Source organism: Pseudomonas sp. UC 17F4, from assembly GCF_900101695.1.
Taxonomy (GTDB): Bacteria; Pseudomonadota; Gammaproteobacteria; order Pseudomonadales; family Pseudomonadaceae; genus Aquipseudomonas.
Window position 1 is genome coordinate 5,427,884 of the sequence record NZ_FNKV01000001.1, and the last position, 23,544, is coordinate 5,451,427.

The window sequence follows — 23,544 nt, forward strand, 5'->3', positions numbered from 1 at the left end:
AGGTCCTCAGAGGGAAGAACATCCTGGGCCGCCCCGTACTCGGTGCAACCCGGTGAAAAGGAGCGCCATTTTACATGAACCGTGCTCAGCCGGTGACCACCCGCTTGCGCGCGCGCCAGGCCATGGCCAGCCAGACCACGGTAACCCCGGCGAATTTCGAGGCCATGGCGGTGCCGACCACGGCCGGGGTCAGGGCGCCGATCATGCCGAAGAAGATAAAGGTGTCGATCGGGATGCTCAGCGCCGAACTCAGCCACAGGCGATCGTGCAGCGGCCGCTTGGTGATGGTGAACACCAGCCAGTCGATCAGCTCGGACACCGCGAAGGCAGTGGCGCTGGCCAGGGCGATGGCCGGCTCCGAGGTGATGTAGGACAGCACCAGGGCCGCCAGCATGGCCAGCAGCGCGCCGTGGCCGAAGCGGGTCTGGACCATGTCGCGCAGGATGAACACCAGCCCGCCCCAGGCGGACCAGATGACGTCCAGGTGCGGGGCACTGGAGAAGGCGTAGTTGATCAGCACTACGCTGCTGATATAGGCAATCAGAAAGAACATGGGATCGACCGCTGGGTAAGCGCTACAGGGTACTGCAGCGCTTGCCGGCGGCCAAGCGGCGGATCATGCGCCGACGCTGAAGATCAGCCCGGCCGCGACCGCGCGCTCGTGGCACAGCTTGAGCACCTGGCGCCGCTCGCTGTTGTCCATCCGCCCCCAGCGGGTGATTTCAGCGGCGCTGCGTTGGCAGCCGGTGCAGATATCGGCGTCATCCAGCGCGCAGATCTGCACACAGGGCGAGGCCACCGGGCGTTCAGGCGTGCTCATCAATCCTCCTGCGGGGCCAGGTCGCGGGCATAACGCTCGGCGTTGTGCACGTAGTGGGCGGCACTGGCTTCAAGCATCTTCTTTTGCGCCTCGGTCAGTTCGCGCACCACCTTGCCCGGCGAGCCCATCACCAGCGAGCCGTCAGGTATTTCCTTGCCTTCGGGGATCAGCGCGTTGGCGCCGATGATGCAGTACTTGCCGATCCGCGCACCGTTGAGGATCACCGCGTTGATGCCGACCAGGCTGTGGTCGCCGACCGTGCAGCCGTGAAGCATGGCGTTGTGGCCGACGGTCACGCCCTTGCCCAGGGTCAGCGGCGAGCCCATGTCGGTGTGCATCACCGTGCCGTCCTGGACGTTGCTGTTCTCGCCAATGTCGATCAGCTCGTTATCGCCGCGCAACACCGCGCCGAACCAGACGTTGGCGCCGGCCTGCAGGCGTACCTTGCCGATCAGCGTGGCAGTCGGCGCAACCCAGCTGCGCGGATGGGTTTCGACCCGCAGGTCGCCCAGACGGTATTTCATGCGTGGATCCTCACGGTGCGGCGTGGCTGGCGGGTGGTCCCGCTCAAATGGGGGTAAAGCGTTCAGGCGGCTGATGCAGGCTGATGTTGGCATCGTAAAGCAAGTTGACCAGCTCGACGATCATGATCGCCGACAGCCCCCAGATCTTGTACTCGCCATAGCGGTAGCTGGGCACGTACCAACTGCGGCCCTGATAATCGATACGGTGGGTATGGTCACGCGGGTCCTGGCGAAAGAACTCCAGCGGCACGGTGAACACCGCAGCGATCTCGGCGTCGTTGGCCTGGTATTCGACAAAATCCGGAATCAGGCCGACGAAAGGCGTCACTTTCAGCCCATGCAGCGAGATCAGCGGGCTCAACGGGCCGATGATCTCCACCAGGCCCGGCGGCAGGCCGATTTCTTCTTCGGCTTCACGCAGGGCGGTGAAGATCAGGTCGGGGTCTTCCGGATCGCGGCGACCACCGGGGAAGGCCACCTCGCCGCCGTGGGTCGACAAGCCCTTGGCGCGCAGGGTCAACACCAGCTCCGGCTCTTCGCTGCGGGTGATGGGCAATAACACAGCGGCCTCGGGAAAACGTCGGTCCGTCTCCAGGGTACTCGGCGTATGACTGCTCACGCGGCGAAGTAGCTCGTCCAGCATTGCTCTCTCTCGATTCCAAAGCCTGTCGTGCATGATGCACCAAAGCCGCGGGCCGCCCAAGTCCCGGCGACGATCCGGCTTGCGGCCGCAGGGACAGTGGCGCCAAGATAGGCGCACCTAACAGGAATAAAAGCATGAAATTCTGCAGTGCGTGCGGCAATCAGGTGATTCAGCGTATTCCCGAGGGCGATACCCGCCTGCGCTATGTCTGCGATCAGTGCCAGACCATTCATTACCAGAACCCCAACATTGTCGCCGGGGTGCTGCCGACCTGGGGCAGCCGGGTGCTGTTGTGCCGCCGCGCCATCGAACCGCGCCGGGGCTACTGGACCTTGCCCGCCGGGTTCATGGAGAACGGCGAAACCATCGAACAGGCCGCGCGCCGGGAAACCGATGAAGAAGCCTGCGCCCGCGTAGGCGGCATGAGCCTCTACCAACTGTTCGACCTGCCGCACATCAACCAGGTGCACGTGTTCTTTCGCGCCGAGCTTGCCGACCTGGACTTTGCCGTCGGCGTCGAGAGCCTGGAAGTGCGGCTTTTCGACGAAAGTGAAATCCCGTGGGACGAGCTGGCTTTCCGCACCGTCAGTCGTACCCTAGAATGCTATTATCGTGACCGCATCGAGCAGCGCTTCCCGATCGGCAATGAATGCCTGTCACCCATGCTCGTCTCGTCACCCAACACCTAGCTTTTTCAGGGATATCGTTTCATGCGCTGGTTGCTTGCCCTTTTCTGCCTCAGTGTGGCTTCGATGTCCCAGGCGGGTTTCACCGAAACCATCATCACCCGGCCGGTCGACCAGACCGCGCCTTCGCCACTGCAACCGCAAGCGCCCAAGCCTGCGCTGATCGACAAGATCCTGGTGATCAAGTCCGAACGTCGTTTACAGCTGATCAGCGCCGGCACGCCGCTGAAAACCTACCGCATCTCCCTGGGCAAGCAACCCAAGGGCGCCAAGCTGCGCGAAGGCGACAAGCGCACCCCCGAAGGCTTCTACTGGATCGACTGGCGCAAGCAGAGCGACCGCTACAACCTGGCCATGCACGTGTCCTACCCGAATATCACCGACGCCGCCCGCGCCCGTCGTGAAGGCGTTCCGCCGGGCGGGATGATCATGATCCACGGCACGCCGCTGAGCGAGGAATACCCGGAAGAAGTCTTCCACACCCTCGACTGGACCGAAGGCTGCATCGCCATGACCAACCGCGACATGCGTGAAGTGTGGAACATGGTCCCGGACGGCACCATGATCGAGATCCGCCCCTGATCGCCCCTTAAGGCGCTTCCGACAAGCACGTCGGAAGCTTCCCTCGCAACTCAGGCTTCGGCCCTACTCGTCTACCGGCTCGGTAGCGCATCTATTCGAATAGTAGCGTCCATAAAATCCACGCATCTGGATATCTCCTGGACGCTACTGCATGCCCAGTTCACTCAGCATTGTCGCTGCACGCCTTGTCATCCGGCCTTCGGCCCTCTTTGTAATGCTGTTGATGGTGCATCCCGCCAGTGCTCATGAACACCTGGGCATTCAGCCGCTACGCGACCAGCGTCTGCAACTGGAACAACTCGAGCAACGTCAACGCCTGCGCAAGCTGCAACGTAGCGATGAATTGGCCGAACCGGCCAGCCAAGCACCAGCCGCCACCGAGGCCTCGCCCTGCTGGCCGCTGAACGGCGTGCGCCTGGCTGGCAACCGGCAAATCGGCTCGGCAGAACTGGCAGCCAGCGTGCGACCGCTGATGACGCCATGCATGGACGTGGCACGGATCAACCTGATCCTCAAAACCATCACCGAGCAGTATGTGCAAGCCGGCTACCTGACCAGCCGCCCCTACCTGAGCCAGCCGCCGCAAGCAGGCGCGACTCTGGACATCGAGGTCGTCGAGGGCTTTGTCGAGTCGATCGAGCTGGCCGACCCCGACTTGCCGCTGTCACTGCACAGCGCATTCCCGTCCCTGCTCGGCCAGCCCTTGCGCCTGAGCGAACTGGAACAGGGCATGGACCAGCTGAACCGGCTGCGGGCCTTCGACCTGGGCGCCGACCTGCTGCCCGGCGAGCTGCAAGGCGGCACCCGCATCCTCATCACGCCGCGGCAGATCAACCCGCGCTGGCGCCTGGGCAGCAGCTTCGACAACCGCGGCAGCGAACTGACCGGGCGCGAGCGGGTCGGCGCCAGCCTGACCCTGGACAGCCCGTTGCAACTCAATGACTACAGCCAGCTGTCGCTTACCTCGACGCTCGGTTCCGGCGCCAGTTACAGCCGCGGCTACGGCCTGTACTACAGCATTCCCTACGGCCCCTGGACCTACGCGCTCAACCTCAACCAGCTGCAGTACCAGGCGCAACTGCCGGGCCGGCGCGAGCGCAGCAGTGGCCAGAGCGGGTTCTACGGCCTGAGCCTTGAACGCAACCTGTGGCGCAACCAGCACGGGCTGCTCAGCGCCAGCCTGCGCCTGGACCAGAAGCGCCTGGACAACCGCCTGGCCGGGCAACGCCTGCACGTGCAAAGCCCGACCCTTACCAGCCTGGAAGCAGGCCTGAACCTGCTGTGGCTCGACGCCAACCTGTGGAGTGCCTACCTGGGCATTGCCCAGGGCCTGGACTGGTTTGGCGCCGATACTGCGCCGCTGGCCAGCAACGCGCCGCAGCCGCAGTTTCGCAAGTACCGCGCAAGCGCCCTGCACCTGCGCCAGGGCCGTGACCCGGCCTGGCCCTGGCGTTGGCAGAGCGAACTGAACCTGCAGTACAGCGCCGACGCTCTGCCGGCAGTCGAGCAATTGCTGCTCAGCGACAACAGTGCCGTGCGCGGCTTTCGCCAACAGGTGGCGGCTGGTGCTAGCGGCGCCGCGTGGCGCAACACCCTGAGCCAGCCGTTGGCCCTGAACCTGCCCGCCGGGCTAGTGATTCGCCCGCAACTGGGCCTGGACCTGGGCTGGAGCAAATTCGACCACGGCCGCGCCGCACAGCGCCTGGCCGGCGCCCATGCCGGCCTTGAACTTAGCCTGCCCGACAGCCTGCTCAAGCTTGACTACCAACGCGCGCTGCACGCCAGCAACACCCGCCGCCAGGACCTGGAGCCCGGCTACTGGCTGCTGGAGTGGGTACTGAACATCTGAAGTCCACAACAAAAAAGAGAAGACCGTGATGCCCAAGACGCCCTCCCCCGCTGTACAACGGCGCAGGCTCAATCGCCTGCGCTGGATAATCGCCTTGAGTCTGATGAGCCCGGGCATTGGCCTTGCCGCCAACGGCCTGCAAGCGGCAGCCGGGGTTGCCGGTACGCCGCTGATCACCGATCGGCATGGCGTGCCGGTGATCGATATCGTCGCGCCCAACGCCAGTGGCCTGTCGCACAACCAGTTTCTCGATTACAACGTCAACAAATCCGGGTTGGTGTTGAACAACGCCCTGCAGGCCGGGCAATCGCAACTGGCCGGCGCCCTGGCCGCCAACCCGCAGTTCCAGGGCCAGGCCGCCTCGACCATTCTCAATGAAGTGATCAGCCGCAACGCCTCGCGCATTGCCGGCCCACAGGAAATCTTCGGTCGCCCGGCCGACTACATCCTGGCCAACCCCAATGGCATCACCCTCAACGGTGGCAGCTTCATCAACACCACCCGTGCAGGCTTTCTGGTCGGTACGGTCGAGCTGCAAGACCAGCGCCTCAAGTACCTCGATACCCGTACCGCCAGCGGCACCCTGGAGGTCCTCGGCGTCGGCCAGAGCAACCACTACGGAGCTCTCGAACTGATCGCCCCACGCATCGACAGCCGCGGCGCGCTCGCGGCGCGCGACGACTTGAGCCTGGTGGTCGGGCGCAACCGCATCGACGCCACCGACGGCCAGGTCATCGAGCACCTGGCGGCGCCGGCTGGCAGTATCGATGCCAGCCTGTTTGGCGCCATGCAAGCCGGGCGCATCCGTATCCTCAGCACCGCGGCGGGCGCCGGTGTGCGCATGGCCAGCAGCCAGTTGCAAGCCCGCGACGGGATCGCCATAGACGCTGCCGGCACCCTGGAGATCAGCGCCGTACGCGCCCAGGCGCAACAGGTAAACATCAAGGCCGGCAAGAACCTCACCCTCAATGCCCAGGCTCGGGAAAACATCAGCCGCGAACAGCAGAACCGCAAAGAAAAGTGGGGTCTCATCACCACCGAAACCTACGAGCGCGAAAGCACCCGCACCGAGCGCCAACAGGTCGGCAGCCAGATCAAGGCCAGCCAGGACATCAACCTGCAGGCGGGCGGCGACCTGCGCATGGTCGCCGCCAGCGTCGAGGCCGGTGGCGACCTGTCGGTCAAGGCGGGCCAGAACCTGACCATCAGCGCCGGCGTCGACAGCCTGCAGGTCGATGAAAAAATCCGCCACCGCAAACACCTGTGGCGCGGTGACAAGGACAGCAACAGCTACCAGGAAAGCGTCAAGGCCAGTGTTCTGTCCGGCCAGCAGGTTTCCCTGGCGTCCAAAGGCAACACGCAGATACTGGGCAGCGCCCTGAGCAGCGCCGGCGACATGAACCTCAAGGCCGGCAAGCTGGAGGTCGCCAGCATCGCACTGAGCAACGACGAAAACACCCGCAACTACAGTGGCGACCTGGTCTCCGGCAGCTTCTTCGGCAAGAACGGCCAGACCGAAGCCAAGGGCCAACAGGGTAGTGCCAGTAACCTTCAGGCTGAAGGTGCATTGACCGTGGTGGCTGACCAGGTGCAAATCAAAGGCTCAAAGGTGCAAGCCAAAGGCGATGCACTGTTGCTCAGTGAAAAAGCCCGGCTGTCGGTCGAAGCGACACACAATGCGTCCAGCGTCGAGCAACGCGAGAGCGACAGCAAACTGTTCGGCCTGATCGCCGAGAAAAGCCAGCGCCAGGAACACCGCCAGCAAGTGCTGAGCAGCGACCTGGCCTCTGCCAGCAACCTGCGCCTGGCCAGCGCCGATGACCTGCAGGTGATCGGGTCAAGGCTTCAGGCCGGCAAGCAATTGCACCTGCAGGCGCAAAACGCCATCGATGTGCGCAGTGCCGAACAACTGCAGACCGTCAGCGAACAAAACCGGCAACAGGGCTTCACTGCCAATGCCAGCCAGACCCAGGACGCCATCGACGGCAAGCCCGACTCGCACCAGTACACGGCTTCGGTGGGTTACGCCGTGGTCAACACCGACACGCAGGCATCCCACCTCAAGCAGGTTGCCAGCGAGCTCAAGGGCGCAGGCGTTGCACTCGAAAGTGCTAAAGCCATCGACATCACGGGCTCCAGCATTGAGGCGCTCGCCGGTGACCTTCAGTTGGATGGTCGCACTGTCACCGTAAGCGTAGCTCGCGAGCTACAGTCGCAGCAGACCACCACCGGCGAAAGTGGCGGCGGCCTGCGGGTCAGTGGCGGCATCGATGCTGTTGGCAGCGCCTTCGAAGGCTACTACAGGCGCCAGGAGGTCGATGAACGCGCAAGCCAGGCGCAACGCAGCAGCCTGAGCGCCACTGGCGATCTGCGCGTGACTGCCGACACGCTGGTCAACGAGGCTGCCCGCCTGACAGCTGGCCGGTCGCTGGAGCTGCAGGCCGGCAGCGTGGACAATCGCGCCGTCGACGATACCCGCGAATCAAAACAGACCCAGACCCACTGGCAAGCCAGCCTCGGCGCCAGCCTGGTGTACAAGGACCTGACCCGCCCGGTGGAGAACCTGGTCACCGGTAAAGAAGCCAGTCGCTTCCAGCAGGCATCAATCGAAGACGCCCTGGCCCCGCCAACGCTGGGCGCTGATCTTGAGTTCAAACACCTCAATCGCGAGCAAACCACGCGCAGCAGCACCGCGCAGGTCACCGAACTCACGGGCCAGCGTATCAACCTCAAGGCCGGCAGCCTCGACGATGCCGGCACCCAGTACCGGGCCAGCCAGGGGCCTTTGTCGATCCAGGCGCAAAACCACCGCTTCGTCGCCGCCCAGGACAGCACCAGCACAGGTGTCGAGCGCCTGGATGTGGACGCTGCGGTGCGCGTCGAAACCAGCACCGGCAGCGATATCAACCTGCGTCTTTCCGGCAAGGGTGGCTCGCTGCTGACCGACAACAGCACGCAAACCGCACGCCCTGGCAGCCTCTATGGGCAAACCGGCATCCAGGTGCAACTGGGCAGTGATGGCCTGTACGAAGGCACGCGCTTCAATGCCGGCGACGGCTCGCTTGAAATAACGGCCAAGGGTGACCTGAGCCTTGCCCAGGCCAACGATCAACAGCGCCAACAGTTGAACAAACTCGACGGCAACGGCTGGTTCAAGGCAGGCAACGCACCGGCGGGCAGTGCCCTGGAGTTTCGCGGCTACCTTGACCAGAGCAAACTGGACAGTCTCGATACCCAGGCCCGCGTGGTAGAGATAGACGCCAAAGGCAAAGTGCAACTGCAGGCCGGTGGTGCCCTCGAGCTTGTGGGTGGGCGCATCGGCAGCAGCGCGGCCAAGGTCGCCGATATCGAGCTGCAAAGCGCAGGTGCGCTGAAAGTCAGCGCTGCCACTGATACCCACAAGGCTCAAGGCAGCAACATCGGCGGCGGCCTGGAATTGCTCGGTAAAAGCACCAGCAATGGCAAAGGCGGTGGCCTGGGTGGCCACTTCGGCACGGGCCGGGTCGATGAAGCCAGTACCACGGCCAGCGGGGCCAACTGGTTTGCCAGGGAGCAACTGCTGTTGAGCAGCACCGCCAGTCAGGACGATGCGCTGACGCTGCAAGGCGTCAAGGCCTCGGCAAACCGGGTCGCCATCAGCGCCAGCGAAGGCGGCGTGCTGATCGAGGCCGCAGGCAGCAGCGAACGGCGCAACAACCTCGACATCACCGCCGGTGCCGGCCTTAACGCCGCTCCAGGGGCGACCGCGAAAGAGGCCAAACGCGGGCTGTATGCCCGCGGGCAGGTGAACATCGACAACGCAGACAATATCACCTTCGCCAACAGCCAATGGCGCGCCGGCCAGATCAGCCTGACCAGCCTGAGCGACACGCGCCTTGAAGGCGTGCGCCTGGATGCCGGGCGCATCGACGGCCAGGTCGGCGGCGACCTGCACATCGCCAGCCGCCAGGACCGGGTCAACCAGCTGAACGTGCAGGTGGATGCGCGCTTGAGCCAGGAAAAGAACCCACAGGGCTATATCAACGCCGCCAACGCGGTGGCCGGCCCGCTGGCTGACAAGGTCGGTAAACCGGTCGGCGGCGCGTTGCAGAAAGTCGACCCGAAGACCTCACCCACCTTCACCCTCAAGGTCGAGCACACCCAGCGCGACACCGTCGCCAGCCAGAGCGTGCTCAACGGCCGCGACGGCATCGACCTTGAGGTCGGCGGCGCCGTGCGCCTCTCCGGCGCCAGCCTGCAAGCGAACAAGGGCAAGGTGCAATTGGGCGGTGCCGCCGTCACCGAGCAGAACGTGCAGGGGCGCGATTACTATCGCCAGGTGGGCATCAACGCCTCGAACGCACCGGTCGACCTGGTCAGCGGCCTGATTGATGTCTACGGCTCCGGCGCCAACAGCAACGCAGGAGAAAAGCCGTTGGACCTCGGTTTCCTGCGTACCAGCGGGCATGATCGCAGCACCACTCTGGCCTCGAGCATAACGGAGGGCAGCAAGCCGCGCTGAGGCCGCCTGCCGGTCACCACTTGAGGGTGCGGCTGATGCCGGTTGCATCCGCCTTGAGCCAGCCGGCCGCCAGCAACACCGGGTACAGGGCGGTACCCGGTGTCATCTCGCCCTGCAGCTTCGCGCGCCGGGCGAGCAGGTCGGCATCCAGCTCGGCCTGATGCTGCCCCTGCAACTGCAACCGCGCCAGCAGATGCATGCCTGCCGAGCAATCAATGCGCACCTGGCCCGCCCCAAGGGGCACCGACCAGGGCGCGTCCATGGCCAGACCGTCGACACTGATCTCGCCCTGGCTGCCTCGACACTGTCGACCGCTGCCCTGCACGTCGATCCGCCCGCTCCACTCACCCGTCAGCCGATAGGACGAAGGCGTCGTGAGTGTAGGCTGCATTGGCTCTACTGCCGCCCGCCAGTTCCACGGCCAGCCAGCGACCTGGACCTGCCAGCTTTGCCCCTGGAACCCAAGCTCGACCTGGGCCTGCAGACGCCAGGGCTGCCAGTGCCAAGCGACCGGCCCCACCTGCCCCAGCCGTTGCGCCTGGCCTTGCCAGAGGCTGCCGGAGACGCCTTCGGCGGCAACGGGCGCGAGCAGCCAGTTCGCCGGCAAAGCAGCCAACAGGCTCAACACGAACACCAGGGCGAACCCGCCCGCGCGCTTCATTGTTGCAACTCCAGCTCGAAGCTCATTCCAGCCTCGCCCTGCTCCAGCGACCAGCGCAGCGGGCGCACGCCTTCGCGCTGTACAGCCAGTAGCCAGCGCTGCACACCTTGCTCATCGGCGGCATGGCCCTTGATCTGCCAACTGTGGTTTTCTCCCAGCACTTCATTGAGGGCAATACTGTGTGCCTGCGCCGATTGCTGCAGTTGCTCGGCACTGAAGCGCGTCTGCACTTGCAGGCTGGCCGCCGAGCGGGCCAGGGCTTGCCACTGCCGTGCGTCCTGCAAGCGCGCCGTGCCTTCACGAACGATCAAGGTGACAAGCAATACGCCTACCATCACCCAGGCTGCCGGCATCAACCAGCGGCGCTGCAGCCATGCACTCATGAGACAGCTCCCAGGTCGAACACCAGTTGCAGTTGGCCTTCGCCCGTGCTTGCTGCAACCGCCACGCCAACCTGCCGGGCGATGGCCTGCCAGGTTGCCGCCTCGGGTGCCTGGTCGCCACGCAGGCGCAGGGTCCAGCGTTGTCCGTCAAAGCCACTGGCGCTGACATGCCAACCGGGTTGTGCCTGCAACCATTGCTGCACCGCCATCTGCAACTGCTCGATCTGACGCAGGCGCAAGTGGCGATCCGCCTCGGCCTGGCGCTGACGCTTGAGGAGCTGGGCTGCCTGGCGAGATGAAGTGACCGGCCCGGTGACCGCCACCACTTGCGCCTTGTAGACCTCGTTCTGGCGCCATTGCTGGACCAGCCACAGGCCGCTGCAGACCAGCCCCAACAGCGCGCAGGCGGCCATCAGGCGCCATTGCCCGGGGGCCATGGCAACGCGCAGCCGCATCTGCCGCGCCGGGTGCAGAGCAAACAGGCTGGGCAAAGGCTCCAACGCGGCCAACCGCGCTGGCCAGGCCCCTTCAAACATTTCGGGTTGCAGGCTTGGCCAGGGAGCCGGCAAGTTCGATCCAAGCAGCGTCGGCCAGGCCAGCCAATGCTGGCGTGAGAGTTCGGTTACCCCCTTGAGCAACAGCAGGTCCGGGCTGCGCTGCCAGCACAGGGCGGTACCCGCTGGAGTGTCTGCCAGCAACTGAAACTCGGCCCAGCAGCGCTCGACGCTCAAGCCCCAGTCGGCGCACTGGCCCAACCATTGTTCGAGCAAAGCCTGATCGACGCTGACCAGCTCCAGTTGATTGCCCTGACGTGAAACACAGCCACAACGGATCGATTCGGCCGGTTGCAGCAAACGCTCTTCAAGCAGCAAAGGCCACTCATCACGCTTGAGCCCCGGCGGCGCCGCAAGCTGGCTATGGCTGCAGTGGTTACCGGGCAGAATCAGCGCCACACGCGCGCCGTCCGGGCTGGGCGGTTCTCCCTCGCCGGCTTCGCGCCTGCCGTCGGCCAGGCGTAACCAGCTCCAGGGCGCTTGCCCCACACCAGGGCGCAGTAGCAACCAGTTGCTTTCGCGTGGCGTTTGCCAGCGTTCAAGCCATTTCATCAGGGTGCCTCCGGCAGGGCGAAGGTACAGACATAAGGTGCTCCATCACGCTTGAACTCAAGGCGCACACCGCGATCCGGGGCGGACCGCTCGGCAGAAGGAAAGGCCAGCCAGCGGCCCGATTGAAAAAACGCAAAGCTTGGCGCCGTGACCTGATCGAGCTGTTCACGTTGACGCCATTGAGGCTTACCCACCGCATACAGGTCGGACGAGGTTTCCAGCAGCAGGCGTTGCCCGCGAGTGTCGTAGCTCAGGCGCTGACGCTGCAGGCGCGAGCCGCCCTCGGCTTGCGGCCAGGCACTGCGCGCCACCCATTGCAACTGCAGGGTGGCGGGTTGCCAGTCGAGCCAGTTGATCGCCAGGGGCAGACGTTGCTCATAGAGCTGGCGCAACACCGTGGAGTCGAAACGCCGCTCCAGGGCCAGGCAGAAATCCAGCACCGGCGAGCCCGGGGCAGGTTGCTGCAAGCGCTCGCGCATACCGGCCCAGGCATTGACCAGCGCCGCCAGCAAGATCCCCAGCACCGCGGTCAGGGCCAGGGCCACCAGCAGTTCAAGCAAGGTCAGGCCCTGCTGGCGGCGCTTCATGGGCGCACCAGAAAGATACGGTACTGGCCGAGCGGATCGCGCCCGTCTCGGTCGGCAAACAGGTGCAATTGCCCTCGGCGCAGGTTGCGCACGCCGGTCGAGGTCAACTGCAGTTGCCAGTGACACTGGCCATCGCCTTGCTGCAATTGCCCGGCGGCGCTGCTTTGCAGCGGCCAGAACCGCTCGACGGCAAACCGCGCCTGCAGCTCGCGCGCACAGAACACCCCCAGGCGGTGGTGCTGCACGCTCTGCTGCACCGCCAGACGCTGGCGCAACACCTGGCTGGTCATGATTGCCAGGGCGGCGGCAATCCCCAGGGCCACCGTCACCTCAAGCAGGGTGAAGCCGCGTTGTGCGCGCTTCACAGCGGCGCCCTGTGCAACTGGCCGGCGCTGCTCCATTGCCAACGCTGGGTGCCTTCGGGCCAATGCCAGTTCAAGGTGGCGCTGCGGGCAAGCCCGGAGGGCGTGAACACCAGGCGTGGCTCGCGGCTGGCAGGCCAGTCGGCGTGCAGCGTTGCCGGCCAGTCAGCGAAATCGACGGGCTCGACCTGCCAGCGCTCGGCGACCCGGCGAACAAATTCGGGGCGGCTGCCATTCCAGCGCAAGCCGCGAATCTCCCCCCCATGCAGCGCCAGCTCAGCCTGCTGGCGGCTGGCTCCGGCCAGGCGCTCAAGGGCCTGCTGCACCGGCGCCTTGCCGCTGTCGAGCCAGGCAATGCTCAAGGTGCTCATCAGCCCGGCGATCAGCAGCACCACAAGCATCTCCAGCAGGGTAAAACCACGCTCGTTGCGCATCCTTAAAGGTTCCAGTTACCCAGGTCGGCATCGATACCTTCGCCGCCCTCGACGCCGTCGGCGCCCAACGAGTAGATGTCGATGCGCCCGTGCTGGCCGGGGGCGCGGTACTGATAGGCAGTGCCCCAGGGGTCCTGCGGCAGGCGGCGGATGTAACCGTCGGCGCGCCAGGCGCGCGGCAGCGGCTCTGCCGTCGGTTTGCTGACCAGCGCCGCCAGGCCCTGCTCGGCCGAAGGGAAACGCAGGTTGTCGAGACGGTACATGTCCAGCGCCTGCTCCAGGGTCGACAGGTCGGCCATGACCTTCTGCTTCATGGCCTTGTCCTGGCTGCCGAGCACGCTCGGAGCGACCACGGCAATCAACAGGCCGATGATGAAGATCACCACCATGATTTCCATCAGGGTAAAACCGCGTTGACGCGTGCGTGGGCTGTGCATGGTCTTGCTCCTTTTCAAAGTGTCAGGCCCTGGTTGAGCTGCATGATCGGCAACAGCACGGCGAGGACGATGAACAGCACCACCGCGCCCATCACCAGGATCATCAGCGGCTCGAACAAGGCCATGGCGCTGTCGACCTGGCGGGCGAAGCCACGCTCCTGGTTGTCGGCGACCCGTTCGAGCATGTCTGGCAAGGTGCCGCTGGCTTCGCCACTGGCGACCATGTTCAGCAGCAACGGCGGGAAGTGCCCACTGGCATCCAGCGCCCGGTGCAGGCTGACCCCGCCCTGCACATCGCTGCTGACCCGTTGCAGGGCCAGGTGGATGCGCCGGTTGTTGACCGTGGCGGTGGCCACTTGCAGGGCTTCGAGCAGCGGTACGCCGCTGCCGCATAGAATCGCCAGGCTGCGCGACAGCCGCGCGCTCTCCAGCACCGCCAGCAAGTTGCCGATCCGCGGCAGGCGCAGCAGCAGGTCGTCGCGGCGCAAACGCCAGTGCGGGCGGCGCAACAGCCAGGCGCCGAGCAGCGAGGCCCACACAGCGCCGAGCAGCAACCAGGGCCCGAGCAACACCAGCAGGTCGCTGATACCGATCAGCAGCGAAGTGATCCACGGCAGGCTCTGCCCGGAGTGAGCGAACTGCTCGGTAAGCTTGGGCACCACGAAGGTCATCAGGCCAACCACCACCGCCAGCGACACCCCCATTAACACACAGGGATAGATCAGCGCCGTACGTGCCTTGTGCTGCTGGCGTTGAACCTGTTCGAGGTGCTCGGCCAGACGCTCCAGCACTTGCGCCAGGCGCCCGGAACGCTCGCCGGCCTCGACCAGTGCGCAGTACAACCCGGAGAACAGGCCGCCCTGGCGCGCCAGGCTGCGGGCCAGGCTCAGGCCTTCGGCGAGCGATCCGCGCACCGCCACCAGCAGGTTGCGCAGGGCCGGTTCCACCAGTTGCCGCTCCAGGGTCGCCAGGGCATCCACCAAGGGAATGCCGGCGCCGGTGAGGGTCGCCAGTTGCCGGGTCAGCTCGCACAACTGGGCGCGGTTGACCCGCTGGCGGCGCGGCTGTTGAGTGGCCGCATCGTGGCGTTGCAACTGCCGGGTGAACAGCCCTTGCTCACGCAACAGCTGGCGGGCATGGCGCTCGCTGTCGGCCTGGATGCTGGCCTTGCGTGCCCGGCCGCTGAGGTCGACCGCTTGGTAACGAAAGGTCGGCATGGGTTAGCCCTGCACCGCGCGCAGCACTTCGGCGAGGCTGGTATCGCCGCGGCGCAGGCACTCGCTGGCCATGCCGGCAAGGCTCTGGCGGCGCCCGGCCTGATGCTCGTGCATGGCCACTTCACTGGCGCCGTCGTACAGCAGGGCGATCAGCCCGGCGTCCAGCTCGATGAATTCGTACAGACCGAGGCGGCCACGATAGCCGCTGCCCTGGCACTGCTCGCAACCGACGGCATGGAAGGTCTCGCTCAGCTCCGCCAGCTCCGGCCACAGCTGCCGCTCAGCCGCCTGCAAGGGTTGCGGCCGCGCACAGCTGCACAGGCGCCGCACCAAGCGCTGGGCCATGACCCCACGCAGGCACGAGGCGATCAGGAACGGCTCGATACCCATGTCACGCAGGCGCGTCACCGCCCCCACGGCGCTGTTGGTGTGCAGGGTCGAGAGCACCAGGTGGCCGGTGAGACTGGCCTGCACGGCGATCTGCGCGGTCTCGCGGTCGCGGATTTCGCCGAGCATGATCACGTCCGGGTCCTGGCGCAGGATCGCCCGCAGGCCGGTGGCGAAGGTCAGCCCGGCGCGGGGGTTGATGGCGGTCTGGCCGATGCCGGCGATGGCGTATTCGACCGGGTCTTCGACGGTGAGGATGTTGCGGCTGCCATCGTTGAGGCTGTTGAGGCTGGCGTACAGCGTGGTGGTCTTGCCCGAACCGGTCGGCCCGGTGCTCAGGACGATACCGTTGGGCCGCGCCAGGCAGCCGCGCAGGCCCTGTTCCACCGCTGTAGGCATGCCGAGGTTGGCCAGCGCCAGCAGGCTGGCCTGCTTGTCGAGCACACGCATCACTACCCGCTCGCCGTGGATGCCGGGCAAGGTCGAGACCCGCACGTCCACCTCGCGCCCGGCTGCGCGCAGGGTGATGCGCCCATCCTGAGGCTGGCGTTTCTCGGCGATGTCCAGGCGGGCCATGACCTTGATCCGCGACACCAGCATCGCCGACAGTGCGCGCGGCGGGCGCAGCACTTCGCGCAAGTGGCCGTCGATGCGCAAACGTACCACCAGGCTCTGCTCGAAGGTCTCGATATGAATGTCCGAGGCCTGCAGGCGCAAGGCCTGGGCAAACAGGCCGTTGATCAGGCGAATCACCGGCGCTTCGTCGTCGCTTTCGAGCAGGTCTTCGATGCGCGGCATTTCGCTCATCAGGCCGTCGAGGTCGACCTGTTCACCGATGCCCTCGATCAGCGCGGCGGTGGCGCCTTCACCGGCCTGGTACAACTGCCCCAGGCGGCTGTCGAAACTGGCGCTGTCGAGGTGGCAGACTTCATCCGGCTGACCCTGCACGCGCAGCAGTTCCTGCAACTGGTCGCTGTCGGCATCGCTGCGCAGCCACAGGCTCCAGCCCGTCGCCAAAGGCGCCACGGCAAGGCCGGCCTGGCGGGCCAGGCGATAGGGCAACAGCTCCATCACCAGACCCCCTCGTCGAGGCGCTGACGGCTGGCCGGAAAGGCTTGCAGCAGCTTGCCGTCATCGCTGATGGCCGGCAGCTTCAGGGCAGTGTCCTGCTGCAGGTTGCGGTATTTCTCGGTGCTCAGGCTGGCCAGGCTCGGGCCGTCGCGCAGGATGCGTGGGCGAATGAACACCATCAGGTTCTGCTTCACGCCCTGGTGGCCGGAGGAACTGAACAGCCGCCCCAGCCAGGGAATATCACCGAGCAACGGCACTTTCTGATTACTCGAGGTGACCTCGTCGCTGATCAGCCCGCCAAGGATCACCAGGCCGTTATCCTCGACCATGACCTTGGTCTTGATCTCGCGCTTGTTGGTGATCACATCGCTGGCCGAAGCGTTGTCGGCAATCGAGGAGACCTCCTGGACGATGTCCAGGCGCACGGTGTTGTCGATGTTGATCTGCGGCTTGATGCGCAGCTTGACCCCGACTTCCTTGCGCTCGATGGTCTGGTACGGGTTGGTGTTGTCCTGGGTCACGGAGCCGGTGACGAAGGGCACTTCCTGGCCGACCAGGATCGACGCTTCGGCGTTGTCCAGGGTCAGCAGGGTTGGCGTCGACAACAGGTTGAAGCCGCTTTTGCTCTTCAGCGCATTGACCAGCACGGCGAAGTTGAAACCGCCGCCGAAGTTGCCAAAGCCTGCGGTCAGGCCGTTGGTGCCTGACAGCAGCTTGGCCAGCGCGGCGTTGTCCTTGCCCGCTGCAGCCCCGGCGATGGCGGCGATGCTCGGGCCGCTGCTGCCGAAGTTGACCGTGCCGGCGCCGAACTTCTCATCGGCGAACAGCCACTGCACCCCCAGCTCTTCGGCGCGTGAATCCGAGACCTCGGCAATGATCGCCTCGACCACCACCTGCGCGCGGCGCACGTCCAGTTGCTCGACGATGTTGCGATAAGCCGCCAGTTCGCTGTCGGGGCCGACCATGACCACGGCGTTGGTGCCTTCTTCATATTCCAGGCGAATCCCCGAGCTGCTTACCGGCATCGGCGCCTTGTCGTCCTTGCCGCCCTCGCCGTTGGCGGCTGGCAGGGTGTCCTGGCTGAGGCTGCGCAGCACCTTGACCACTTCGCTGGCATTGGCGTGGCGCAGGTAGATCACCTGGGTGTTGGAGCTGCGCAGGTTATCGCCGGGGCGGTCCAGTTGCGCCAACAAGGCGCGCACCCGCTCACGACTGTCGGCACTGCCGCGCACCAGCAACGCATTGCTGCGCGGGTCGGCCACCACCTGGGCGCTGTCGGCGCCCTGCTCGCGGGCCAGCAACTGGCTGATCAACTTGCTGGTGTCGTTGGCGCTGGCATGCTGCAGCGGCATCACCTGCATCGGCTCGTCACTGACCTGGTCGAGCTGCAGCAGCAGGCTGTCGATGCGTTCCAGGTTGCTGCGCCAGTCGGTGATCACCAGCAGGTTGGCCGCAGGGTACGGGGTGATCACCCCGACCCGGGGATCGATCAGCGGCTTGAGGATGCCCAGCAATTGCTCGCTGGCGGCGTTGCGTACATTGAACACACGGGTGGCGACCCCGTCGCTGCCTTGCGCCGGTTTGTCCGCCGTCTCCACCGGTACCGGCTCAAGCCGCGCGGCCTGGTCGGGGACGATCTTGACGCTGCCGTTGGGTAGGTCGACGGCGGCGAAACCCTGGGCGCGCAACTGGGCCAGGAAGATGTCGTAGATCGCGTCGCTGTCATGGCGATCGACCGTGCGCACGGTGACCTTGCCCTTGACCCGTGGATCGACGATGAAGGTGGTGCCGGTAATTTGCGAGACGCTGTCGATGAACTCGCTGAGCTCGGTGTCGACGAAATTGACTTCGTATAACGGCGTCTCGTTGTCATCCAGCGCCACCGGCTCTTCGGCCCAGGCCAGGTTGAGGCCCAGGCTCAGCACGCTGGCCAGGCAGAGTCTTGCGATCATCATTCATCCTTGGCGCTTAAAGCCGGTCACGGCAGGCCGTGGCGGCCAGGGCAGGCGTTCGCGCCGCCCCTGGTTGTCGAAAATCAGGCCCTGGTCATCGATGCTCTCCAGCACGATGCCCGGCGCCAGGCGCTGGCCACGGCGCATGCTGCGCGTAGCCTGGCCGTAACGCAGCACCACCACCGTGGCGCTGAGCGGCACGGCCCGCAGGCCGCCCAGGTACTCCAGCGGTAAACGGGTCAGCGGCACCTCACCGCTGTCGGCCTGGGCCTGCCAATGGCCGACCATCAGGCCCGGTAAAGGCGTTGCTTGCGGCACATCGGCCACCGCCGGCAGCGGCGTGCGGCTGAGCTGCAAAACACACTGGGCGGCAAGCCAGGCGGCCAGGGTCAGCAGCGCGCCGCTGAACAGGCGCGAGGCGCGGATCACGCGCTCAACTCACGGGGATGCCAACCGGGATGGCCCTGGACATAGCGCAGCTGCGGCAATTGCAACGCTGGCAATTGCCAGTCGGTTGGCTGCTGCGCCAGCCAGGCCTCGACCCGTTGCCACAGCGGCTCGCCACTGCTGGAGGCGTACTGCAGGCCGAAGGTGCGGCACTGCCCCTGGGTTTCGCTGAAGCCCGAGACGCGCTTGCCGCTCGGGCTGTAGCTCAACTGCCAGGGCTGGCCCAGCCAGCGCGGCAGGTCCTGGCTGTTGTCGAGCAATAGCGGGTCACCGAACAACTGCTCGGCGGCGTTTTCCAGCACCTGCTCGACTTGCCGCGCAGGCGCCTCGACCACCGGCGCCGGGTAGCTGCCGGTCAGGCTGATCAGGTGTTCGCGGGTGATGGCCCGGCCGGCAGCCAGGGGGCTGTCGTAGCGCAGGCCCGGGAGCAACACCGGGTAGCCGCTGTCGGCGGCCAGGGCCAGGTGCAGCAGGCGGTCCCAACTACCACCGCGGGTATCACGGCGCCACAGTGCCTGCGGTGCGCGCGCCAGGGGTTGATCGAGCCAGGCGGCGTGACCGGCGCGTTGCTGCGCCAGCGCACCACGGATCTGCGCGGCGCGGGCCTGGGCGCCAGGGGTAAGGCTGCTTTCGAAGGCCGGATGAAAATGCGCGCTGAATTGCCATTGCCCAGCGCTTCGCTGGCAGCGCACCTGGAAGGCGCCACTGGCACGATTGCCAGCGAACAGCACCGGCACGCGCTTGCCGCTGGCTTGCAGCACGGTCACCGGCTCAGGCCAGAAGTCCTGGCCACGGGCGCACAGCAGCAAGTCGGCATCGCTCAGGCGTTCGGCCAGCCACAGGCCGGGGCCGGTGCCGACATCGGCCAGGGCGATCACCAGGTCTGCCTGCCCGCGGGCTTGTTCGAAGGCCGGCAGCAGCGACTGGTACCACTGCTTGAGCGAGGCTTTCTGGTCCTGGGCATAGGGGTCGGTGATGCCGACCACGGCGACCCGCACACCACCACGACGAAACACTGTAAAGGCTGCAACACCCAGCGCGGTGGCCTGCTCCGCAGCCAAGCCAGCGCCCAGCACGGGCTTGCCATATTGCCGATAAAGGCCGGTGCAACGCTGCGGCCACAGCACCCGCTCATCGCTGCTGACCCGCACGTCGCTGGCCAGCAACTGGCTGCCTTCAACACCGCTACCCCCCTGGGTCAGGTAGGCCAGGCCGCTGCCATTCCAGCCCTGACCGTTCTCCAGAGTCAGGCAGTTGTCAGCCCCGGCGCCTTGGCGCAGTTGCTCGAGCAAGGCCGCCAGCACCGCGTAGCCGCCGGTGCGCACACCATCGGCGAGGCTGGCGTCGAGCAGCGGGTTGAGTTCGGCGCGGGCCTGGCGGGCGCTGGCGCCGGTCATCCAGGGCGCCTGGCCGAGGTGGGTGACCGGCCCCAGGCGCGTGGCCGGGACCACCGGTTTACCGGCCTGGCGGGCATCGAGGGTGTCAGCGAAATACAGCACATCGAGCGCCGCGTCGTTGCCGGCCGACGTCCCGCCCAGGCCCGCGCAGGCCGTGAGCAGCGGCGCCGCAGCGCCAACGCCGATCCAGTTCAACACTTCCCGTCTGTGCATGTTCAGCCTGTCCCGTCGCCTTCGCGCTTGTTGGTTGTCGGGCCGGGATATTGGGGCGCCTGGATTACAGTTTGATGGCAGTTAATCGACAGCCAGGGCAAAACCTCAGGCAAATCAGGTGGTAACGATTTATTTCCTTCAACGCCTTTTAACAAAACTGCCAATCAATCATCACACTTGCTCACTAAAGTCCCGGTTTCTTTCACGCCGCATCATTGAACAAAAGGAACTGAACTGATGAGTCGAGACACCGGCGACAACCTGAACCGCAACCAGAGTGGCAACCTGCCCATGGACAGCGTTCTGGAGTCTTACCTGAGCCGCCGCAGCGTGGTACGCGGTGGCCTGGGCGCCGCGATCGCGATGATTGCCGGGACTGGCCTGACGGGCTGCTTCGACAGCAGCGACTCGGATGACGATGAACCCGTAGTCGAGCCGCCAACCCCGCCGAAACTGAAGCTCGGCTTCACTTCAATCCCAGGCTCGCGCACCGACGCCTGCGTGGTCGCCGCCGGCTACACTGCTTACGTCCTGGCGCCCTGGGGCACGCCGCTGAACAGCAGCGCCAACCCGTGGAAAGCCGACGGTAGCAACACCGCCGCCGACCAGGCCAACTCGGTGGGCATGCACCATGACGGCATGCACTTCTTCCCCATCAACGGCAGCTCCGAAGACGGTCTGCTGGCGATCAACCACGAATACATCGACGCCGACGCCCTGCACCCCAACGGCCCGACCAGCGACAGCAGCGGCAAGCGCCCGGTCGAGGAAGTGCGCAAGGAAATCAACGCCCATGGCGCCGGGGTGATCCGCCTGAAGAAAGTCAGCGGCCGCTGGCAGGTGGTCGACAACGACCCGCTCAACCGCCGCTTCACCACCGCCACGGTGATGAACATCGCAGGCCCCCTGCGCGGCAGCGAGCACGTCAAGACGCGCTTCTCGAAAAACGGCACCCAGGCCCGCGGCACCAACAACAACTGCGGCAACGGCTACACCCCGTGGGGCACCTACCTGACCTGCGAAGAGAACTGGCCGGGGATTTTCGTCAACACCAGCGCCACCCTGCCGGCCGACCAGAAGCGCATTGGCGTCGGCACCAAGGCCGGTAACTACAAGTGGGAAAGCGTCGCCGGTGACCCAAGCGAAGTGGACGGTGAATTCAGCCGCTTCAACGTCACCCCGAGCGGCGCCAGCGCCACCGAGGACTTCCGCAACGAAGCCAGCACCTACGGCTACATCGTCGAGATCGATCCGTACACGGCCAATACCCTTGCGGTAAAACGCACCGCGCTCGGGCGCTTCCGCCACGAGGGCTGCTGCCCGGGGCTGCCGGTGGTGGGCAAGCCGCTGGTCTGGTACATGGGCGACGACTCCAACAACGAGTACCTGTACAAATTCGTCTCCAGCGCGCTGTGGGAAGCCGCCGATGCCAACCCGGCCGACCGCCTGGCCACCGGCAACAAGTACATGGACCAGGGCAAGCTGTACGTCGCCCGCTTCAATGCCGACGGCTCGGGCGTGTGGCTGCTGCTCGACGTCAACACCCCGACCAGCAGCGGCAAGACCCTGGGCTCGATCTACGGCGACCTGCCGGGGATCATCCTCAACACCCGCGGCGCTGCCGACGCCCTCGGCGCAACACCGATGGACCGCCCGGAATGGACCACGGTCAACCCGCTCAATGGCGACGTGTACCTGACCCTGACCAACAACAGCGCACGCACCGCGGCCAAGGTCGATGCCGCCAACCCGCGCGGGCCGAACCGCCACGGCCATATCATCCGCTGGCACGACAGCGACGATCAGTTGAGCTTCAGCTGGGATATTTTCGTGTTTGGCGCCAACGCCGCCGGCACTGCCGACATCAACCGCTCGGGCCTGACCGAACTCAACCAGTTCGCCAGCCCCGACGGCATGAGCTTCGATAGCCGCGGCATCCTCTGGTTCCAGACCGACAACGGTGAAAAAACCCTGACCGACTACACCAACGACCAGATGCTGGCGGTGATCCCCACCGACCTGGTCGATGCCGCGGGCAAGCAGGTGCCGGTCAACGCCAAGAACCAGGTCGACCTGCGCCGCTTCTTCGTCGGCCCCAACGGCTGCGAAGTCACCGGCATTGCCTTCACCCCCGACAACAAGTCGATCTTCGTCAACATCCAGCACCCGGACAACTGGCCGTCTACCGACGTCGCCACTGCCGTTACCGCGGCCGGCACCAAGGTGCGGCCACGGGCCTCGACCGTGGTGATCCAGCGTGCCGATGGCGGTGAAATCGGCGTGTAACCCAAGCCTCGCTCGGCGCAGCCCTTACCAGGGTTGCGGCGAGCGGCTGATCACCTGCACCTGCTGGACCGGCACCAGCGCGTGCCACTGCACGATCCCGCGTGCGCGCAGTTGAAACTCGCTGCGCATCTTCTGCCCGTCCTGTTCGAATTCCAGCTGCAAGGCAAAGTCACCGCTGTTGAGCAGCAAGCCTTCGCTCAACCGTGCGAATGTTGCGTCGTCCATCGCCCCCAGTGCCTGGCGCAACGCACCCGCATCGTGATAACCGCCAGCAGGCCGGCCGGTGATGATCCGGGTCAGCAGCGAACGTGACACCTCCCCTTCGTACAGCGCTTCAAGCAATGGCAACTGCTCCAGGCTCAAGGCATTGGCATTCAGCCGCCAGCCGCTGGTCTGCGGCAGCGCGCACAACTGTGGATAGCGTTGCTGGCGGCTGGCATCGGGCTCAAGCAGCAGGTTCAGCTCACTCATGTCGACCATCATCTGGTTGGCCGCCAGGCGCGCAGGTGACTGGCGCAGGTACTGGTCGCTGTCGGCGCCGCTGAGCCGGGCCTGGCCGTCGCTGTCGATCCAGTCGGCCAGGGCATCGGTCAAGCGTTGCGCGGCCATGTCATCGCCCAGCAGGTAGCGCAATTGCCGTGCGGCCCGTTCGCTCTCTTCGCCAATCAGCGCGTTGACGTTGAAACAGCTGTGCAGGTCGCGGATGCGCAAGGCCGCCGAGCCGCCGGCAAAGGCATAAGACAGCGGCTGCCCGCGCAGCGCCTGCCAGAACAGCGGGCTGGCGCGCCAGGCCGGGTCTTTCAGGGCCTGCTCGGCAAACGCCAGGCCGGCGGTTTCCATGGCCCTGGCCTGCACCCGTTGCTGCACCAGGCGCACGCTGTCGATCTGCTGGCGACCGTCCTGCACCAGCCAGGTCAGGCCGCCTGCGAGCATCGCCAGCACCACCAGCACCATCAACAGCGCCGCTCCTTGTTGCCGCTTCGCACCCATGAACTGCAC

22 protein-coding genes are annotated in these 23,544 nt (G+C 65.7%); 5 read left to right on the plus strand and 17 right to left on the minus strand.

Features of this window, described 5'->3' with window-relative positions:
* Positions 1-85 precede the first annotated feature (85 nt).
* From BLR26_RS24780 to BLR26_RS24795, 4 genes are all read right to left on the minus strand, one after another.
* A complete protein-coding gene (locus BLR26_RS24780; protein WP_093386864.1) occupies positions 86-553 on the minus strand; it encodes a 7-cyano-7-deazaguanine/7-aminomethyl-7-deazaguanine transporter in 468 nt (155 codons plus the stop codon).
* 63 nt (positions 554-616) lie between these two features.
* Entirely contained in the window at positions 617-820 is a 204-nt protein-coding gene (locus BLR26_RS24785) for a DUF1289 domain-containing protein (RefSeq protein ID WP_045196539.1), read from the minus strand.
* A complete protein-coding gene (locus BLR26_RS24790) occupies positions 820-1,344 on the minus strand; it encodes a gamma carbonic anhydrase family protein (RefSeq protein WP_045196537.1) in 525 nt (174 codons plus the stop codon). The genes BLR26_RS24785 and BLR26_RS24790 overlap by 1 nt, the downstream gene beginning before the upstream one ends.
* Before the next feature lie 43 nt (positions 1,345-1,387).
* A complete protein-coding gene (locus BLR26_RS24795; RefSeq protein ID WP_010220257.1) occupies positions 1,388-1,987 on the minus strand; it encodes a CoA pyrophosphatase in 600 nt (199 codons plus the stop codon).
* 134 nt (positions 1,988-2,121) lie between these two features.
* Between BLR26_RS24795 and BLR26_RS24800 the strand changes: the two genes are divergently transcribed.
* From BLR26_RS24800 to BLR26_RS24815, 4 genes are all read left to right on the plus strand, one after another.
* A complete protein-coding gene (locus BLR26_RS24800) occupies positions 2,122-2,676 on the plus strand; it encodes an NUDIX hydrolase (RefSeq protein ID WP_093386867.1) in 555 nt (184 codons plus the stop codon).
* Between the two features lie 21 nt (positions 2,677-2,697).
* Positions 2,698-3,255 carry a L,D-transpeptidase family protein gene (locus BLR26_RS24805; RefSeq protein ID WP_045196533.1) on the plus strand — a complete coding sequence of 186 codons (558 nt, stop codon included), beginning with the start codon at positions 2,698-2,700 and terminating at the stop codon, positions 3,253-3,255.
* A gap of 151 nt (positions 3,256-3,406) precedes the next feature.
* Positions 3,407-5,104 (plus strand): ShlB/FhaC/HecB family hemolysin secretion/activation protein, encoded by a 1,698-nt coding sequence (locus BLR26_RS24810; RefSeq protein ID WP_093386871.1) that lies wholly within the window; start codon positions 3,407-3,409, stop codon positions 5,102-5,104.
* 28 nt (positions 5,105-5,132) lie between these two features.
* On the plus strand, positions 5,133-9,605 hold the full coding sequence (locus tag BLR26_RS24815) for a hemagglutinin repeat-containing protein (RefSeq protein ID WP_093386876.1): 4,473 nt from the start codon (positions 5,133-5,135) through the stop codon (positions 9,603-9,605).
* Between the two features lie 13 nt (positions 9,606-9,618).
* Here BLR26_RS24815 and gspN read toward each other — a convergent pair whose 3' ends face one another.
* The 12 genes from gspN to BLR26_RS24875 are packed head-to-tail and all read right to left on the minus strand — an operon-like array spanning position 9,619 to position 20,259.
* Positions 9,619-10,266: a type II secretion system protein N gene (gene gspN, locus BLR26_RS24820; RefSeq protein ID WP_093386881.1), complete on the minus strand. Its 648-nt coding sequence runs from the start codon at positions 10,264-10,266 to the stop codon at positions 9,619-9,621.
* Positions 10,263-10,649, minus strand: coding sequence for a type II secretion system protein GspM (gene gspM, locus BLR26_RS24825; RefSeq protein ID WP_093386886.1), 387 nt, complete (start codon positions 10,647-10,649; stop codon positions 10,263-10,265). The genes gspN and gspM overlap by 4 nt, the downstream gene beginning before the upstream one ends.
* Positions 10,646-11,755 (minus strand): type II secretion system protein GspL, encoded by a 1,110-nt coding sequence (locus BLR26_RS24830; RefSeq protein ID WP_093386891.1) that lies wholly within the window; start codon positions 11,753-11,755, stop codon positions 10,646-10,648. Before BLR26_RS24830 ends, gspM begins: the two co-directional genes overlap by 4 nt.
* A complete protein-coding gene (locus BLR26_RS24835) occupies positions 11,755-12,342 on the minus strand; it encodes a prepilin-type N-terminal cleavage/methylation domain-containing protein (RefSeq protein WP_093386896.1) in 588 nt (195 codons plus the stop codon). The genes BLR26_RS24830 and BLR26_RS24835 overlap by 1 nt, the downstream gene beginning before the upstream one ends.
* A complete protein-coding gene (locus tag BLR26_RS24840) occupies positions 12,339-12,707 on the minus strand; it encodes a type II secretion system protein GspI (RefSeq protein WP_045196520.1) in 369 nt (122 codons plus the stop codon). The genes BLR26_RS24835 and BLR26_RS24840 overlap by 4 nt, the downstream gene beginning before the upstream one ends.
* Positions 12,704-13,138 (minus strand): prepilin-type N-terminal cleavage/methylation domain-containing protein, encoded by a 435-nt coding sequence (locus BLR26_RS24845; protein ID WP_093386901.1) that lies wholly within the window; start codon positions 13,136-13,138, stop codon positions 12,704-12,706. Before BLR26_RS24845 ends, BLR26_RS24840 begins: the two co-directional genes overlap by 4 nt.
* 2 nt (positions 13,139-13,140) lie before the next feature.
* On the minus strand, positions 13,141-13,575 hold the full coding sequence (gene gspG / locus BLR26_RS24850) for a type II secretion system major pseudopilin GspG (protein WP_093386906.1): 435 nt from the start codon (positions 13,573-13,575) through the stop codon (positions 13,141-13,143).
* 14 nt (positions 13,576-13,589) lie between these two features.
* Positions 13,590-14,792, minus strand: a complete 1,203-nt coding sequence (gspF, locus tag BLR26_RS24855; protein ID WP_093386911.1) for a type II secretion system inner membrane protein GspF — start codon at positions 14,790-14,792, stop codon at positions 13,590-13,592.
* 3 nt (positions 14,793-14,795) lie between these two features.
* Positions 14,796-16,244 carry a GspE/PulE family protein gene (locus tag BLR26_RS24860; RefSeq protein WP_093387686.1) on the minus strand — a complete coding sequence of 483 codons (1,449 nt, stop codon included), beginning with the start codon at positions 16,242-16,244 and terminating at the stop codon, positions 14,796-14,798.
* Between the two features lie 5 nt (positions 16,245-16,249).
* Positions 16,250-18,202, minus strand: a complete 1,953-nt coding sequence (gene gspD, locus BLR26_RS24865; protein WP_093387682.1) for a type II secretion system secretin GspD — start codon at positions 18,200-18,202, stop codon at positions 16,250-16,252.
* Between the two features lie 3 nt (positions 18,203-18,205).
* The gene (locus BLR26_RS24870) at positions 18,206-18,631 is read right to left on the minus strand and encodes a pilus assembly protein PilZ (RefSeq protein WP_093386916.1); all 426 of its coding nucleotides are present in this window, start codon (positions 18,629-18,631) and stop codon (positions 18,206-18,208) included.
* A complete protein-coding gene (locus tag BLR26_RS24875; RefSeq protein WP_093386922.1) occupies positions 18,628-20,259 on the minus strand; it encodes a bifunctional UDP-sugar hydrolase/5'-nucleotidase in 1,632 nt (543 codons plus the stop codon). The genes BLR26_RS24870 and BLR26_RS24875 overlap by 4 nt, the downstream gene beginning before the upstream one ends.
* 237 nt (positions 20,260-20,496) lie before the next feature.
* On the opposite strand from BLR26_RS24875, the gene BLR26_RS24880 reads away from it, so the two are divergent.
* On the plus strand, positions 20,497-22,545 hold the full coding sequence (locus BLR26_RS24880; protein ID WP_093386927.1) for a PhoX family protein: 2,049 nt from the start codon (positions 20,497-20,499) through the stop codon (positions 22,543-22,545).
* Positions 22,546-22,569: 24 nt separating this feature from the next.
* Here the strand turns inward: BLR26_RS24880 and gspK are convergent, their stop codons facing one another.
* Positions 22,570-23,535 (minus strand): type II secretion system minor pseudopilin GspK, encoded by a 966-nt coding sequence (gene gspK / locus BLR26_RS24885; RefSeq protein WP_045196503.1) that lies wholly within the window; start codon positions 23,533-23,535, stop codon positions 22,570-22,572.
* Positions 23,536-23,544 lie beyond the last annotated feature (9 nt).